The organism is Flavobacterium sp. N2550, from assembly GCF_025947265.1.
In the GTDB taxonomy this organism is placed as follows: Bacteria; Bacteroidota; Bacteroidia; order Flavobacteriales; family Flavobacteriaceae; genus Flavobacterium; species Flavobacterium endophyticum.
The window spans coordinates 1,146,230-1,162,540 of sequence record NZ_CP110007.1 but is presented as its reverse complement, the minus strand read 5'-3'; the positions used below and the strand labels follow the sequence as shown (position 1 = coordinate 1,162,540).

Below are 16,311 nucleotides of genomic sequence, written 5' to 3'. Positions count from 1 at the left end.
GGCACAATTGCTGGTTCAAGTAGTTTTCTAAAAAATTCAGATACAAATTAATACAACACTAATGAACACTACCCTAAACGAAAAAAGCCTATTCCTTAAAATCATAACCAATCTTACTTTTTGGGTATTGATAGCCATTGTTGTTGGTGTGCTCGTTGGCCACTATACTCCTGACACTGGCGTAAAAATGAAGATTGTTGGCGATACGTTCATCAGCATTATCAAAGTTTTTATAGCGCCAATTATTTTCTTGACGATAGTCTTGGGCATCAGCGGCATGGGTGATTTGAAAAAAGTGGGACGCATCGGAATAAAATCCTTGGTCTATTTTGAGATCGTCACCACTTTTGCGCTTGCCATTGGTGTTATCGTTGCCTACCTGATACAGCCAGGGAAAATTGACAAGACAGGCCTCAATATTCAAGATGCAAGCCAATATACAAATGCGCCGCAAAAGGAATTCAACTGGCTTCATTTTTTCATGGAAAACCTTACGCTTCAGGTTTTGTTGGTAGCGATAATTGTGGGAATCCTGCTCAACTATTATTCTAAAAGAGAAGAAGTAGTAGCCGTGCTTTACAAATGCTCAAATATCGTTTTCAAGGCATTAAAATTTGTCATGTATCTGGCACCGCTGGGCGCTTTTGGAGGAATGGCCTACACCGTTGGAAAATTTGGACTTAATACTTTAATGCCATTAGGAAAACTGATGCTTACGGTATATGTCACCATGTTTATTTTTATCTTCCTCATCTTAGGAAGCATCTTGAGATATTTCAAGGTCAACATCTGGTCGTTTATAAAATACATCAAGGCAGAATTGCTGATCGTATTAGGAACTTCATCATCAGAAGCCGCATTGCCAAACTTGATGAAAAAGCTGGAGAACATGGGATGCAGCAAATCCGTGGTAGGATTAGTCGTTCCAACAGGATATTCGTTTAATCTTGACGGAACCTCTATCTATCTTTCTATGGCGATAATCTTTTTGGCACAATTGTATAATGTCCATCTAACTTTTGGAGAGATTCTGACTGTAATCGGCCTATTGATGATTACCTCAAAAGGTGCTGCAGGAGTTACTGGGAGCGGTTTTATTGTCTTGGCTTCAACATTAACATCCATACACAAAATTCCGCTAGAAGGCTTGGCTTTTCTATTGGGCGTAGATAAATTCATGAGCGAAGCCAGGGCTATTACTAATTTTATTGGAAATGGAGTGGCTACTATTGTGATTTCTAAAAGCGAAAAAGAATTTGTGGCGATAAAAGAAGACACTTTAGAGCCGTAGCAGCATTATAAGATCATAATTGTAGAGAGTCTACCTATTCAAGTTGAACAAGAGCAATTTCAACTTAAACATAAGTGATTTAAACCTGAACAAGAGCAATTTCAACTTAAACATGAGTAATTTTAACTTAAACATGGGCTGCTTCAACTCAAACATTACCCTGTCCAACTTAACAAGAGAGATTTTAACTTGAACAAAAGCCTATTCAACTTAAACATAAGTGATTTCAACTCGAACATGAGCTTTATTCAACCTAACAAGAGAGATTCCAACTCGAACATGAGCCTGTTCAACTTAAACATTAGCTATTCCAACTCGAACATACGCCTATACAACTTAAACATACGTGATTAAAACCTTAACATTAGCAATTTCAACTTGAACATAAGCCTGTTCAATTTAAACAGTTGCCCTATTAAAACTTATTACGAAACCAAACTTTTTGCCATTCTCTTTTTAAAATCAAAAAAGCGACTTGTTCAGAAAGTTCGATCAAATCGGAACCGTCCAGTTTTTTGACTTCTGCTTCGGGCACATCAATAATATAAAGCAGGTTTAAATATTCGGCAAACTTGTGCTGAATCAAGCGGTAGATTTTTTCATGCAGCTGGATTTTTAATTCCACGGGCTTTGTGCTTAATGGAAAATCGATCGGTTCGTTTGCAAAATTAAAGTCCTTATTGATCTGCTCTAGCAGTTTCAAGTATAGATTTTCTTTTTCTGCTTCAGAAAGTAAATTGTCTGTATTTATTGGCGCGATAAAATTCATAGTGTTCTTTTGACCCTGACAGGGTTTGAAACCCTGTCAGGGTTGTTAGATAGTTATTACCTTATACTTTCCTTCCCATCAAATTCTCACCAAAAGCTTTTAATATTGCTTTTTTATCGTCTTCAATGTGCAGTTTTTCTAAGGTCTCAAAAGCTTTAAAAGTATATTCCTTAATCGCTTCCTGAGTTGCTTTTGAAGCGCCTGTAGCAGTAAAGATATCTTTTACAGAATTTATTTTTTCCGAATTATCTGTAGGCTGGATAGAATACAAATGGAGCAATTGCTCTTTTTCGTCCGATGTTGAAAACTCAAGCGCTTTCAGATAAAGATAGGTCTTTTTATTTTCTATAATATCGCCACCGACCTGTTTTCCGAAAGTTTCAGGATCCCCAAAAGCATCTAAATAATCATCCTGAAGCTGGAAAGCAATTCCTAAATTTAGTCCGAAATCATAAATCGCGTCGCAATTTTCGGCAGAAGTTTCCGCAATTATCGCCCCCATTTTCATTGCCGCAGCAACCAGCACCGCTGTCTTATATTCGATCATTTTCAAGTATTCTGAAATGGCCACATCGTCGCGGTTCTCAAAATCCACATCCCATTGCTGGCCTTCGCAAACTTCAAGAGCCGTTTTGCTGAATAATTTAGCCAACGATTGGAAAATTACCGGCTCGTATTTTTCAAAATACTGGTAGGCTAAAATCAACATCGCATCGCCAGAAAGGATTCCCGTGTTAATATTCCACTTTTCATGAACCGTTTCCTTTCCTCTACGCAGCGGCGCATCATCCATTATATCATCATGCACAAGCGAAAAATTATGAAAGACTTCAACTGCCAAAGCAGCCGGCAAGGCTTTTTTATACTCTTGGTTAAAAATTTCAGCCGCCATTAATGTCAGTACCGGACGGATTCTTTTTCCTCCAAGCGATAAAATATAATGAACAGGTTCGTAAAGTGATTTGGGTTCTTTAATAATCGTCCGGCTTTCTAAATAGTTCAGAAAATTTTGTTGGTATTCGCTAATGGAATGCATAAAAATAATTTTGGCTAATTTACAGTATTCTTACCAACAGAAACTTTCCTTTTTTAAAATTTTTCATCTCCTTCTAAAATGTTATTTGTTAAATTAATGTTAAGATATATTTGACAAATTTGTCAAAATAAATTATTTAATAATTTTGTTTAACAAAAATGTTAAACACTATGTATATCAAAAATAAAGATGAAGCAACTGAGGAATTGATTAAAAATACCGCAAAGAGATTATTCTTTGGAGAAGGTAAATTTAATGCGACGACTCAAGAAATTGCTGATGCGGCGGGAGTTAACAGAACTTTGATAAATTATTATTTCCGCTCTAGAGACAAATTATTTGAAATTGTTTTTAGCGATGCACAGGATAAAGAGCAGCAAAGAACCGAATCAATTATTTTCTCTGAATTACCTTTTAAAGCAAAAATTGAAGAGTTTATAGACGATTCTTTTGTCATGGCGAAAGAATATCCTTACATGGAAATCTATTTAGTAACCCAATTCAACCAAGGTTGCTATTTTAAAGATGAAGAAGGAATGGAACGGATGCTTAAAAAATTCTACGAGGAATTAAACATTGAAATGAGCAAAGGAACAATCGAAAAAATGGAGCCGATACAATTTATAATTAATATGGTTTCGCTTATCTCCTTCCCTATTTCTATGCGTCCGCTCTTTCAGAGAACCATGCGCCTGACCGATGCAGAATATGAAAAGATTCTTGACGACAGGAAAGAAATCATCATGAACACCTTATTTGGAAAATAAAATCAAAATCAATCAATAATAAATAATTATATCAAATGAAGAGTATTTATAGCCTTGCGAAAGTCAAGGGACTCGCAATCCTACTGATTGGATTCATTTTTTCACAAAGCGCTTTGGCACAAACCAAGACGCTTACGCTGAAAGATGCCATCCAATATGCCTTGGAAAATAAAGCAGACGCTAAAAAAGCCAAGCTCCAAGTAGAAAACAGCGAATATCAGATCCAAGAAGTTCGCTCCAGAGCACTGCCACAAATCAGCGCCGATGGAAATCTAACTCACAATCCTATTTTACAGTTGAATGCACTACCTGGTGACTTCTTTGGATCTCCAGGAACTACAGTCTTAGCGCCTTTGGGACAAAAATGGAGCGCTACTGGAGGTGTTACTTTGACACAAAATATTTTTGACCAAGCTGTTTTTACAGGTTTAAAAGCGGCCAGATCAACAAGAGAATTCTACCTAATCAATCAACAACTTACCGAAGAGCAGGTTATTGAAAGAGTAGCTAACAATTATTATCAGGTTTTCGTCAAAAGACAAAAGCTTGCCGTAGTGGACAGCAATTATGTGAATACTTCTAAAGTTAAGGATGTCATCAAAGGTCAATTCGACAATGGTTTGGCTAAAAAAATCGATTTGGATCGTATCACGGTAAAATTGTATAACATCAATACACAACGTCAGCAATTAATTAACGAGGTACAACTACAGGAAAATTCTTTGAAATTCTATATGGGAATGCCAATTCAGACTTCAATCTACATTCCTCAAACAGAATTTGCAGTAAGTCCGCAAGCAATTTCAGAAACTCCAGATGCAACTCAAAGAACCGATTATCTTTTGCTGAAAAAACAAGAAGAGCTTTTGGATTACCAAAAGAAATCTGTTATCGCAGAATATTACCCAAAATTATCTTTAGTTGGAAGCTATAATTATATCGGACAAGGTCCTGAAATGCCATTGTTTGCGAAATCTAGAGATCAAGTGTACTGGTCCGATTATTCAACTATCGGATTGAATCTGAAAGTCCCAATCTTCACCGGTTTTGGAACAAGAGCAAAAGTTCGTCAGGCTGATGTTGAAATACGACAACTGAAAGAAGATATGATAGAAAAGAAACTTTCTCTTGATTTGGATTTCGAAAATTCTAAAACACAAATCAACAATAGCATCATTACGATCAATGACCAAAAAGAGAATGTTAGGCTGGCTCAAGAAGTGTTGAGCGATACTAAAAATAATTATTACAACGGATTGGCCTCATTAACTGATTTGCTGGATGCGGAAAACTCACTTGTTGAAGCACAAAACAATTACACTTCTGCCCTATTGGATTACAAACTGGCAGAAATTCAGCTGATCAAAGCTAAAGGAGAATTAAGAACATTATCAAACTAATCATACAATGAAAAAACTACTTTATATAGTAATAGGAATTGCAGTCATCGCATTAATTGCATTCATTTTAATGAATAATAAAAAAGAAAACGAAGCAAAGACAGCTATTGTTGCCGAAAAAAACGCAGCCGTATCTGTAAAAATTGACACCGTGAAAACAGAAGAGGTTTCTTTGGATTTCATATCAAATGGTAATTTTGAACCGACACAAGAATTAAAATTTTCAGCTGAAAAATCAGGGAAAGTAGTAAAAGTTCTTGCTAAAGAAGGTGATTATGTAACCGTTGGGCAAACCCTTGCCATTGTGAGAAGTGATGTTCTAAATGTAGACGCGCAAACTGCAAATGCAACCTATCAAAATGCAGTTACAGATTACAACAGATATGAAAATGCATTTAAAACTGGTGGTGTTACAAAACAACAATTAGACCAAGCAAAACTGGCCATGGTTAATGCTAAGTCACAATTAACCCAGGCAAACATTAATGTCGGCGACACTAGAATCAAAGCTCCAATTAGCGGTTTCATCAATAAAAAATATATCGAACCAGGCTCTATGTTAACAGGAGCTCCAGCTACTGAATTATTTGATATTGTAAACGTATCAAAATTAAAATTAAAAGTTACTGTCAACGAAAGCCAAGTAGCGAGTTTGAAAGTAGGCACTACTATTAATGTTTCTGCAAGTGTGTATCCAGACAAAACTTTTTCAGGAAAAATTACATTCATTGCTTCCAAAGCTGATGAAAGTTTGAATTTCCCAGTAGAAATTGAAATTGCAAATAATGCTTCAAATGATTTGAAAGCTGGAATGTATGGAACTGCAGAATTTGCTTCTAAACAACAAAAACAATCCTTGATGATTGTTCCTAGAAATGCCTTTGTGGGAAGTGTGAGCAGTAATCAAATTTTTGTAATTGAAAATGGAGTTGCAAAACTAAAAACGGTTACTGCAGGAAGAATTCTGGGTGATAAAGTTGAAATTCTAAAAGGATTATCAGATGGCGAACACGTAATTATTACTGGACAAATTAATCTGCAAAACGGAAGTAAAGTGGAAGTTATCAAATAGTTGGAAAGCTATAAGCCTTAAGCGATACGTAAAACAAAAATTTATAGAACACAGAGCTTACGGCATAAAGCCTACAGCGTAAAGCAAAAAAATATGAAATTAGCAGAAATATCCATAAAACGTCCTTCGTTGGTAATTGTACTGTTTACAATTCTAACACTTGGTGGACTGTTCAGTTATAGCAATTTGGGCTACGAGTTGATTCCCAAATTTGAAACCAACGTAATTACCATTGCAACAACATATCCTGGAGCGTCACCAAGTGAGGTCGAAAATACCGTCACTAAAAAAATTGAAGACGCTATTGCCTCATTAGAAAACATTAAGAAAATAGATTCGAAATCTTACGAAAGTTTGTCTACAGTTTCTATTACGTTAACCTCTACAGCAAATGTTGATATCTCGATGAATGATGCGCAACGTAAAATAAATGCCATCATTAGCGATTTACCAGACGATGCCGAAACCCCTTCATTGACTAAATTCTCCTTGAGTGATTTGCCAATCATGACTATTGCCGCCAACGGAAAAATGGACGAGGTTGCTTTCTATGACTTAATTGATAAAAAATTAGCTCCTGTACTTTCTAGAGTTGAAGGTGTGGCTCAGGTAAATATTATTGGAGGAGAAGAAAGAGAAATTCAAGTGAATCTTGATGCTGTAAAAATGCAAGGTTACGGACTTTCTATTCCAGAAGTACAACAAAACATTTTGACTTCTAATCTTGACTTTCCAACAGGAAATATTCAGACACGTAATCAAAAAATATTAATCCGTTTAGCCGGAAAATATAAAGATGTTCAAGAGTTAAGAAACTTGATCGTATCATCTAAAAACGGGATTCAGGTACGTTTAAGTGATATTGCCGATGTTCAAGACACGCAAAAAATTACCGAAAAAGTAGCACGTGTAGATCAAAAAAGTGCTATTATTTTGCAAATTATCAAACAGTCGGATGCCAATGCAGTTGCTGTAAGTGAAGAATTAGTCAAAACAATCGATAGGCTTAAAGTTGATTATAAAGCGAATGATTTACAACTTGAAATAGCAAAAGATAGTACTATTTTTACACTTGAAGCGGCCGATTCTGTGGTACATGATTTACTTATTGCCGTACTTTTGGTAGCCTTTGTAATGCTATTCTTCTTACACAGTATTAGAAACTCCCTGATTGTAATGGTTTCTATCCCTGCATCATTAATTGCTACATTTATCGGGATATACTTGCTAGGATATACCTTGAACTTAATGAGTTTGCTAGGATTGTCTCTTGTTGTTGGTATTCTTGTGGATGATGCGATTGTGGTTCTAGAAAACATTTACAGGCATATGGAAATGGGCAAAAACCGTGTTCGTGCTGCTTATGATGGAACGGCGGAAATTGGAGGAACAGTTGTATCTATTACCTTAGTAATTGTGGTGGTATTTTTACCAATTGCAATGAGTACTGGATTGGTTTCTAACATTATTACGCAATTCTGTGTGACAGTTATTATCTCCACATTATTGTCTTTACTCGCATCATTTACTATTATTCCTTGGCTTTCTTCTCGTTATGGAAAATTAGAACATATCGAAGGTAAAAATCTTTTCGGAAGAATTATTCTTGGATTTGAAAGTTATCTGACACGCTTTACAAACTGGGTTTCAGGTTTGCTAGAATGGTGTCTAGATCATTATATTAAAACGATTTTGGTTGTCTTAGTATTGTTTTTAACATCAACAATAGGACTAATGAGTGGAGGATTTATCGGTGGAGAATTCTTTGCAGCATCAGATAGTGGTGAGTTTTTAGTTCAGATAGAAATGCCAAAAGATGCATCGTTGGAACAAACCAATTTCATGACGCAAAAAGCAGAAGATTTTTTAAAGAAAGAAGAATACGTTCATAGTCAAATTACAACGGTTGGTCAAACCAGCGAAGGTCTTGGAGCTTCTCAGGCTACAGCGTATAAGTCTGAGATTGATGTTAAAATGGTGGGATTAGACAAACGTAGTGAACCTGCGAATGTTTATGCCGCAAAAACCAAACGTAAACTAGAAAAAATATTAGTTGGCGCTAAAGTTAAAACCGTTCCGGTTGGTATTTTAGGAACCGCTGAAGATGCTACATTAGGGCTTATAGTTACAGGTCCGAATGTTGAAAGCGCTATGGAGTTTGCAAAAGCTGCCGAAAATGAATTACGCACCATTCCTGGAGCAACAGAAATTGAATTATCTGTAGAAGATGGAAATCCTGAAGTAAACGTAAAAGTGAATAGAGATAAAATGGCTGCGCTTGGATTGAGTTTACAAACTGTAGGTATGACCATGCAAACTGCTTTTAGCGGAAATACCGATGGACGATTTAGAGCTGGCGAATACGAATACGACATCAACATCAAATACAATGCTTTCGACAGAAAAAGTATTACCGATGTAAGTAATTTGATTTTCATTAATGACGCTGGTCAACAAATAAAATTAAATCAATTTGCAGATGTAACTGAAGGTTCAGGACCAAGCGAATTGGAAAGAAGAGATAAATCAGCATCGGTAACCGTAAAAGGCCAAAATGTGGGTGTGCCTTCTGGAACAATTGTAACGCAATGGCAAGAAAAAATTGATAAATTAAAAAAACCAACAGGTGTAAATTATATTTGGGGTGGAGATCAAGAAAACCAATCCGAAGGTTTTGGAACACTAGGAGTTGCTTTATTGGCCGCAATCATTTTGGTTTACTTGGTAATGGTTTCCTTATATGACAGTTTTGTGCATCCATTCGTAGTATTGTTTGCAATCCCGCTTTCGTTCATCGGAGCAATGATGGCCTTGGCTTTAACGAATAATTCTTTGAATATTTTCACTATTCTTGGAATAATTATGCTGATTGGTCTGGTTTGTAAAAACGCCATCATGCTTGTGGATTATACTAATCAAAGACGTAAAGCCGGTGAAACAATCAGAACCGCATTGATTCAGGCGAATCATGCCAGATTGCGTCCAATCTTAATGACAACAATCGCGATGGTTTTTGGTATGTTCCCGATTGCATTAGCATCTGGAGCCGGAGCTGAATGGAAAAATGGTTTAGCTTGGGTAATTATTGGTGGATTGATTTCTTCATTATTCTTGACCTTGATTATTGTTCCTGTAATTTATGAAATCATGGAAAAAATCATACACAAATTCTCTAAAGGAGAAAAAACAGATTATGAAGCAGAAATGGTTGCCGATTATGAACATAGAGAATTGAGTGAAGACGGCTTTACTCCAAAGCACTAATCACTTAAAATCAAATTTTACCCTTTGATGGAAAGTCCCGATTGATTAACTTCAGTCGGGATTTTTTTATAAATATTTGCCTTTGAATTTAACTTCAATTTATTCTTAGATTAAATGTCGAACGTATTTTTTATATTGCAGTAAAATTCAATCTTATGAAGAAGATAATCGTACTCTGCCTTTTTGCTTTTTTGCTTTCTTGTGATTCAAATAAAGTAGAAACTGTGACCGTCAAGAATAAGTTTTCTCTGGAACTTCCTTCCTTTCTTTCAAAAGCAAGAGACCTGCATAATGATGCTTCACTGCAATATCAAAATGCTTTTAAAGAATTTTACGTCGTCGTTATCGACGAGCCGAAACAAGAGTTTTATGATGTCGCGAATACAACAACCGACTTTACTCCCGACCTCAACGGATATTATCAAATCTTAAAAAACAGTCTTGAAGAATCTATTAGCGACACCCAGTTTACTCCGACAAAAGACATACAGATTAATGGACTGAAAGCCAAAACATTTTCATTCACAGGAGAGATAGACAACCTCCCGATTTTTTATGACATTGCCTATATTGAAGGAAAAGAAACTTTTTACCAAGTCGTAATCTGGACCTTAAAAGGAAGCAAGGAAAAATTTAATGAACCGATGGACAAAATTATTTCTTCGTTTAAGGAAATCGGTTCAGGAAGAAAAAGCGACAGAAGCAAAAAATAGAAATAAAAAAAATCCATTAGAAGATTCTAATGGATTTTTCTTTTGAAAGATAATCAGATTTAATTTCTGTTTGCAAGAGCATCTTGCTTCCAGTTTTTTACCAAAGCGACTCTGCTATCAGAATAATCAACTTCACTTAAATTATTATCTGTCCAAAAAAACCATTTCCCGGTTTTTGCACCGTTGTTATATTCTCCAAGAGATTTTTTGTTTCCTTCAACATCATAAGAAACCCATTTTCCGTGGACTTTCCCATCTTTATAGAATCCTTCTTGCATCACCTTCCCATTATCATAAAAATAAGTGGCTTTTACCATATTATCTACAACTTCATATTTGTGGTTTACATCTTGTGCAAAAACAACTCCAGAAACTAGCATAACTGCCATAATCATAAACTTTTTCATAATCTGTCTTTTTAGTTATTTACAATTCTCTAACAAATATAAATATTAGTTTACAATAAAAAAACTTTAGCTTAACAATTTGGTAACATTAAGCAAAAACTTAACATTGGAATTGCTGAAAACCCAGTAAACATTGGCTATTTACAAAAGCAGTTCTAAAACCATTCAAAATTAAAGTTGGGTCATAAATAACAATAATCCTAGAAAAGAATAAAGAATCTCCTCTTTATAATTTAAAATTCATAATTCATAATTGACAATTATCACTAAATTTGCCATCTAAAATTTTAATAATGTATAGAAGTCATAATTGTGGCGCATTAAACGCTTCACATATTGCTACAGAAGTTACTCTCGCCGGATGGGTTCAAAAATCACGTGATAAAGGTTTCATGATTTGGGTTGACCTGCGTGACCGTTATGGAATTACACAGCTGATTTTTGATTCTGAAAGAACAGATACTGCTGTTTTTGAAATGGCTAAGACATTAGGCCGCGAGTTCGTCATCCAGATAAAAGGAACCGTTATAGAACGGGAATCCAAAAATAAAAATATGGCGACAGGCGATATTGAAATTTTAGTTTCAGAACTGACTATCTTAAATGCTGCACTGACGCCTCCGTTTACGATTGAAGACGAAACAGACGGTGGTGAAGACATCCGAATGAAATACCGTTACTTGGATATCAGAAGAAATCCCGTAAAAAACAGCTTACTTTTCCGTCATAAAGTGACGATGGAAGTGAGAAAATACCTTTCCGATTTGGATTTCTGCGAAGTGGAAACTCCTTACTTGATTAAATCAACTCCGGAAGGAGCCCGAGATTTCGTTGTTCCGTCAAGAATGAACGAAGGTCAATTTTATGCCTTACCGCAATCGCCGCAGACATTCAAGCAATTGCTAATGGTTGGTGGAATGGACAAATATTTTCAAATCGTAAAATGTTTCCGTGATGAAGATTTAAGAGCCGACAGACAGCCAGAATTTACACAGATCGACTGCGAGATGGCTTTTGTGGAGCAAGAAGATATCTTGAATGTTTTTGAAGGACTGACAAGACATTTGCTAAAAGAAATCAAAGGAATCGAAGTAGATAAATTCCCAAGAATCACGTATGATTATGCGATGAAGACTTACGGGAATGACAAACCAGACATCCGTTTCGGAATGGAGTTCGGTGAGTTGAATGAAGTAGCACAGCATAAAGAATTTTCGGTTTTTAATACTGCCGAACTGGTTGTAGGAATCGCGGCTCCAGGCTGTGCTTCGTATACTAGAAAAGAAATAGACAATTTAATTGATTGGGTAAAACGTCCGCAAATAGGCGCATCAGGAATGGTGTATGCCAAATACGAATTGGACGGAACGATCAAATCATCTGTAGATAAATTTTACGACCAAGAAGATTTGTTGAATTGGGCAAAAGTTACAGGCGCAAAACCTGGCGACTTGATCTTGGTTCTCTCAGGCCCTGCACATAAAACAAGAACACAATTGAGCGCTTTACGAATGGAGTTGGCTACACGTCTGGGATTGAGAAATCCAGAAGTTTTTGCTCCATTATGGGTAGTCGATTTTCCTTTATTGGAATTTGATGAAGAAAGCGGCAGATACCACGCAATGCACCATCCGTTTACCTCGCCTAAACCAGAAGATATTGCCTTGCTTGAAACCGAACCAGGTAAAGTAAGAGCAAATGCTTACGATATGGTCTTGAACGGGAATGAAATCGGCGGCGGTTCTATTCGTATCCATGATAAAGCGACACAACAATTGATGTTCAAATATCTAGGATTTACTGAAGAAGAAGCCAAAGCACAATTCGGATTCTTGATGGATGCTTTCCAATTTGGAGCGCCACCACACGGAGGATTGGCTTTCGGCTTGGATCGTTTGGTAGCTATCTTAGGAGGTCAAGAGACAATCCGTGATTTTATCGCTTTCCCAAAAAACAACTCAGGACGAGACGTTATGATTGACGCGCCATCTGTAATCGATGACAAGCAATTGGAAGAACTCCATATCCGACTTAAATAACACAAAAGGCCTCGAGAAATCTGGGCTTTTTTATGCAACATTATCTCTCTCTTTGTTCAATTCATTAAGGAAATAAGAAGGATAAATTCCGGTAGAGGCAAAAAATGCTTTTGAAAAATGCTGGGGCGTACTGAAACCCGATTCATCCGCAAGAGCCTTAATCGTATAGTTTCTATATTTAGATTGGCTTTTCAGCAGGTCGACGATATAATCGATACGCAGATCATTCAAATAAGTATTATAATTCTTGTTCCGATAATGATTTATGACCTTAGAAAGATAATTTGAATTCGTGTTAAATGCCGAAGCAAGGTTGACCAGCGTCAGGTCTTTTTCTAAAAACTTTTTCCGGCTTTCAAATTTTTCCAGCTCTTTTAGTATTGCAGTCACAACGTCTGGATTGATATCGAGTCCTTTTTTCTCGGTATCTTCTTTATGTATCGAGATAGGATCTTGCGGTTCCTCCTTTTTTGCATCCATCAATTCTTCAAATTTCTGGCGGTATAGCTTCTGGTTGCTATAATAACGATAGAAAAAATACAATGTCAAGAAGAAAAAAACGGCCAGCGAAAAATATAATAATAAGGTAGTTTTTTCTTTGCCGGCTAGCTGTTTTTCGATTTCTTGCTTGGCTTGACGAAGCGCCTTCGTATCATATTCTTTGTGAATCTTTCCCGACATATATTTAAAATTCGCATTAAGCACACTGTCTGCCTTCATCAGCCTGTTGATGTAATACAGCTGGTTTTTCACATCTCCTTTTTCTTTGTAATACCCTACGAGGAGCTCATAGTTTTCTCTTAAATCAGGGCGTATATAATTTTTCTCCGCAAAAGTGCGATCTACTTTTTTAAAATAAGGCAGTGCCTTTTCATGTTGTTTTTGATCCCAATAACATTTTCCGATATAGAAATACCCGACTGCCTCATTAGCAAAGTCATTATTCTTTATGATTGCAGGCAAAGCTTGCTGTATATCATGGACAGCTTTTGTATAATTTTTTTTGAAATATTGATTGATTCCTTCAGAATGGATAATATAGTTTTGTGTCAGGTCTATATTCAGGCGTTTGGCTTCTTTTAAGGCGAATTCATTTGTTTCTGTACTTAAATCGTATTTGCCAAGTCGGTTATAGACTAATCCCAGCGAATGCAAAGAGTTCAGATAACCTCTTTGATAATCATATTCATCGTATTGCTTGAAATAATCGACACATTCTTTTAGCAATACCAAAGCTTCATCATTAAACCCTAAATGTATTTTGATTCCAGCAATATGATATTTAAGCTCATATTTAAGGTAGGCATCGTCAGAATTAGAGATGTAGTCGCTTGCTAAGAGATAAAAATTCAGGGCTTGAGCATAATTCTTAATAGAATAGTAAAAATTCCCTTTAGAAATATAAGCGGAGCCTATAACAGGAGGATCGTTCGTCATTTTTGCCGTAGCGACTATACTATCGGCATAAGCAAGCTTTAAATTTTCAGGAACGAAGAAGATCGCGTTGGAATAGGCATTGACCATTTCGTTTAAATTTTTCTCCGATTTTGCTTTTGACAAATAAGAATCCAGATAAAAAAGTGCCTTTATAGTATCCTCTTCATAAAGATCTATCCTATTATTAAGATAATCATAAGATTTATCTTTTAAAGAATCGGGCAGCTGAAATCCCTTTTGTTGAGAAAAAACAGGAATCGTTATCACCAAACAGAGTAAGTAAAAAATGTTGAACTTGTTTATCATAAGAAATTTCTGCTGTTTTTGATTTTGCATCATTAACTTTTAAACATGGAGGGTTATAAATGTAGCATAAAAAATATAAAAAACCGTAAAAATCCCTGTTTTTTAATCTTTAGAAATGCCTTACAAAAAACAGATCAAACAATAAATCACAAAAGACTTTAATTAACTGATTTACAATGTATTAATTATTAAAAAACGCGCTACGAATTCATGAATTCGTAGCGCGTTTTTCGCGAATTCGTATTGTATACACTTGCAAACGGCAAATTCCCAAGATAGCTTTGTCAATGAAATCCTGAAGCAATTGGATGGGATTAAAATTTCAAAGGTTCAATGTCCGGACAAAAATGAACTGAAGAATAAGATGAGTTTAACAACAAACACTAACACCTCCTCCTTATGAAAAAGTTATTATCATTATCGCTGTTTTTATCTCTTACTTTTTTATCATGTTCTACAGACGAAGATCTTGAAAACATAGAATTACAATCCGAAACATCAACTTCTTTAAGTCTTAAAGAAAACCCACATAACTGGAATCCGGCAAATACGGCGAACTCCTACGATGCAGCCGGAAGCTTATATCGCAAGATTCTGGAAGAATATTATGATAATGCTCCAACTTCAACAACTCCATCGCAAATCATTTCTGATGTTGAAACTATAGCAAACAGCTTTTCAGAATTCACACCGATGAAAAACAATATCTATATGCCTCTTGCTTATAGCAATATCAATTGGATATTGAATACAAGCGACAGTTATCACATTGCCATTACCAATAATACTGTCCTGAGCTCGACGGCTAAAAACCAGCTTGAGATCCTAGCAGCAAACCTGACTCTCCTGATAGATGCAGAAGCTTCGGCAAAAAATATCCATGATCACATTGTTGGTTTTGAAGCAACAGTAGTGTCAAGCCAGGCTTTGACAGCAAATGACAAAAAAGCAATCCTTACTTCCACCTCGATAGCCCGACATGCCAATTACCTGCGTAGAAAAGGAAGAAGATGGGACATCCACCACGGAATAACAGGATGCATCCAAGGCGATACTGAAAGCATGGCTAAAGCCGTAACTACCGCTGCAAGCGTCAATGCAGTCGGAAACAGCGTAGCCGAATAAATTCGAAAGTAGTTAAGTAAATAAAGTTCAAACCAATTAACCAACCAAAAAACATGAAAAATATCAGAGACCACCCTAGCCAGTCCTAATCCGGAAAAACCTCATAGAATTTAGTTTGGATTCTATAAAAACCAAATAATCAAACAAAAAATTTATTAATCAACCATGGTAAGTCCATCGCTTAAACCAACCACGATGAAACTGCCCACTTAAATTTAAACATTATGAAAAATTTACTATTCAGCCTAATGGCAATCGCTTTGTTCAGCTTCAACGCTAACGCTAATGAAATCAAAGAAAATACAATTAATGTATGTGACAAAATTGAAACAAATCCTGACGAAAGAATTGACGTTTCAGTAAGCATAGACTGGGGAAGAGCATCTAGAGGATGCCGCGGATTCGGAGTTTGCGGGTTCACAGTTACTATTGAAGTTACTTTCTACAAAGCATCAGCAACTGATAACGGTCGTTTGGTTTTAACAGCAAACGCTAGGGGTCTTGAAGCAATCAGAAGTCATTTCGGATCAAACACAATTAACGTGGAAGAAGATTACAAACTGTCTGCAGAAGCTGCAAAACAAATTGGTTTGCCTTCTGGTTACACGATCAGAGCCGGAAGATACACATTGGAATCTGATGGAAATGGCAACTATGTAACAACTATGTAACATATTGATAGTAC

Annotated in this window: 13 protein-coding genes; 9 read left to right on the top strand and 4 right to left on the bottom strand. The window is 36.1% G+C overall.

Annotated features, from left to right (window positions below):
• The first annotated feature begins 61 nt into the window (after nt 1–61).
• Nucleotides 62–1,291 carry a cation:dicarboxylate symporter family transporter gene (locus OLM56_RS05005; RefSeq protein ID WP_264528541.1) on the top strand — a complete coding sequence of 410 codons (1,230 nt, stop codon included), beginning with the start codon at nt 62–64 and terminating at the stop codon, nt 1,289–1,291.
• Between the two features lie 415 nt (nt 1,292–1,706).
• On the opposite strand, the gene OLM56_RS05000 is transcribed toward OLM56_RS05005, so the two are convergent.
• The gene (locus tag OLM56_RS05000; RefSeq protein ID WP_264528540.1) at nt 1,707–2,060 is read right to left on the bottom strand and encodes a hypothetical protein; all 354 of its coding nucleotides are present in this window, start codon (nt 2,058–2,060) and stop codon (nt 1,707–1,709) included.
• 61 nt (nt 2,061–2,121) lie between these two features.
• Entirely contained in the window at nt 2,122–3,096 is a 975-nt protein-coding gene (locus tag OLM56_RS04995) for a polyprenyl synthetase family protein (RefSeq protein WP_264528539.1), read from the bottom strand.
• Nucleotides 3,097–3,266: 170 nt separating this feature from the next.
• Here OLM56_RS04995 and OLM56_RS04990 point away from each other — a divergent pair, with 170 nt between their 5' ends.
• The 5 genes from OLM56_RS04990 (at nt 3,267) to OLM56_RS04970 (ending at nt 10,312) form a co-directional block, all read left to right on the top strand.
• Entirely contained in the window at nt 3,267–3,863 is a 597-nt protein-coding gene (locus tag OLM56_RS04990; protein ID WP_121375943.1) for a TetR/AcrR family transcriptional regulator, read from the top strand.
• A 35-nt stretch (nt 3,864–3,898) separates the two neighbouring features.
• A complete protein-coding gene (locus tag OLM56_RS04985; protein WP_264528538.1) occupies nt 3,899–5,263 on the top strand; it encodes a TolC family protein in 1,365 nt (454 codons plus the stop codon).
• 7 nt (nt 5,264–5,270) lie between these two features.
• Entirely contained in the window at nt 5,271–6,335 is a 1,065-nt protein-coding gene (locus tag OLM56_RS04980; protein ID WP_264528537.1) for an efflux RND transporter periplasmic adaptor subunit, read from the top strand.
• 93 nt (nt 6,336–6,428) lie between these two features.
• The gene (locus OLM56_RS04975) at nt 6,429–9,599 is read left to right on the top strand and encodes an efflux RND transporter permease subunit (protein WP_264528536.1); all 3,171 of its coding nucleotides are present in this window, start codon (nt 6,429–6,431) and stop codon (nt 9,597–9,599) included.
• 155 nt (nt 9,600–9,754) lie between these two features.
• Nucleotides 9,755–10,312 (top strand): hypothetical protein, encoded by a 558-nt coding sequence (locus tag OLM56_RS04970; RefSeq protein WP_264528535.1) that lies wholly within the window; start codon nt 9,755–9,757, stop codon nt 10,310–10,312.
• Between the two features lie 59 nt (nt 10,313–10,371).
• Here OLM56_RS04970 and OLM56_RS04965 read toward each other — a convergent pair whose 3' ends face one another.
• Nucleotides 10,372–10,719 carry a toxin-antitoxin system YwqK family antitoxin gene (locus tag OLM56_RS04965; RefSeq protein WP_121375938.1) on the bottom strand — a complete coding sequence of 116 codons (348 nt, stop codon included), beginning with the start codon at nt 10,717–10,719 and terminating at the stop codon, nt 10,372–10,374.
• 293 nt (nt 10,720–11,012) lie between these two features.
• Here OLM56_RS04965 and aspS point away from each other — a divergent pair, with 293 nt between their 5' ends.
• Nucleotides 11,013–12,758 carry an aspartate--tRNA ligase gene (gene aspS / locus OLM56_RS04960; protein WP_264528534.1) on the top strand — a complete coding sequence of 582 codons (1,746 nt, stop codon included), beginning with the start codon at nt 11,013–11,015 and terminating at the stop codon, nt 12,756–12,758.
• Between the two features lie 30 nt (nt 12,759–12,788).
• On the opposite strand, the gene OLM56_RS04955 is transcribed toward aspS, so the two are convergent.
• On the bottom strand, nt 12,789–14,501 hold the full coding sequence (locus tag OLM56_RS04955) for an AraC family transcriptional regulator (RefSeq protein ID WP_264528533.1): 1,713 nt from the start codon (nt 14,499–14,501) through the stop codon (nt 12,789–12,791).
• Between the two features lie 399 nt (nt 14,502–14,900).
• Here OLM56_RS04955 and OLM56_RS04950 point away from each other — a divergent pair, with 399 nt between their 5' ends.
• Both OLM56_RS04950 and OLM56_RS04945 read left to right on the top strand, forming a co-directional pair.
• Nucleotides 14,901–15,626 (top strand): hypothetical protein, encoded by a 726-nt coding sequence (locus OLM56_RS04950; protein WP_264528532.1) that lies wholly within the window; start codon nt 14,901–14,903, stop codon nt 15,624–15,626.
• Between the two features lie 224 nt (nt 15,627–15,850).
• A complete protein-coding gene (locus tag OLM56_RS04945; protein WP_264528531.1) occupies nt 15,851–16,297 on the top strand; it encodes a hypothetical protein in 447 nt (148 codons plus the stop codon).
• Nucleotides 16,298–16,311 lie beyond the last annotated feature (14 nt).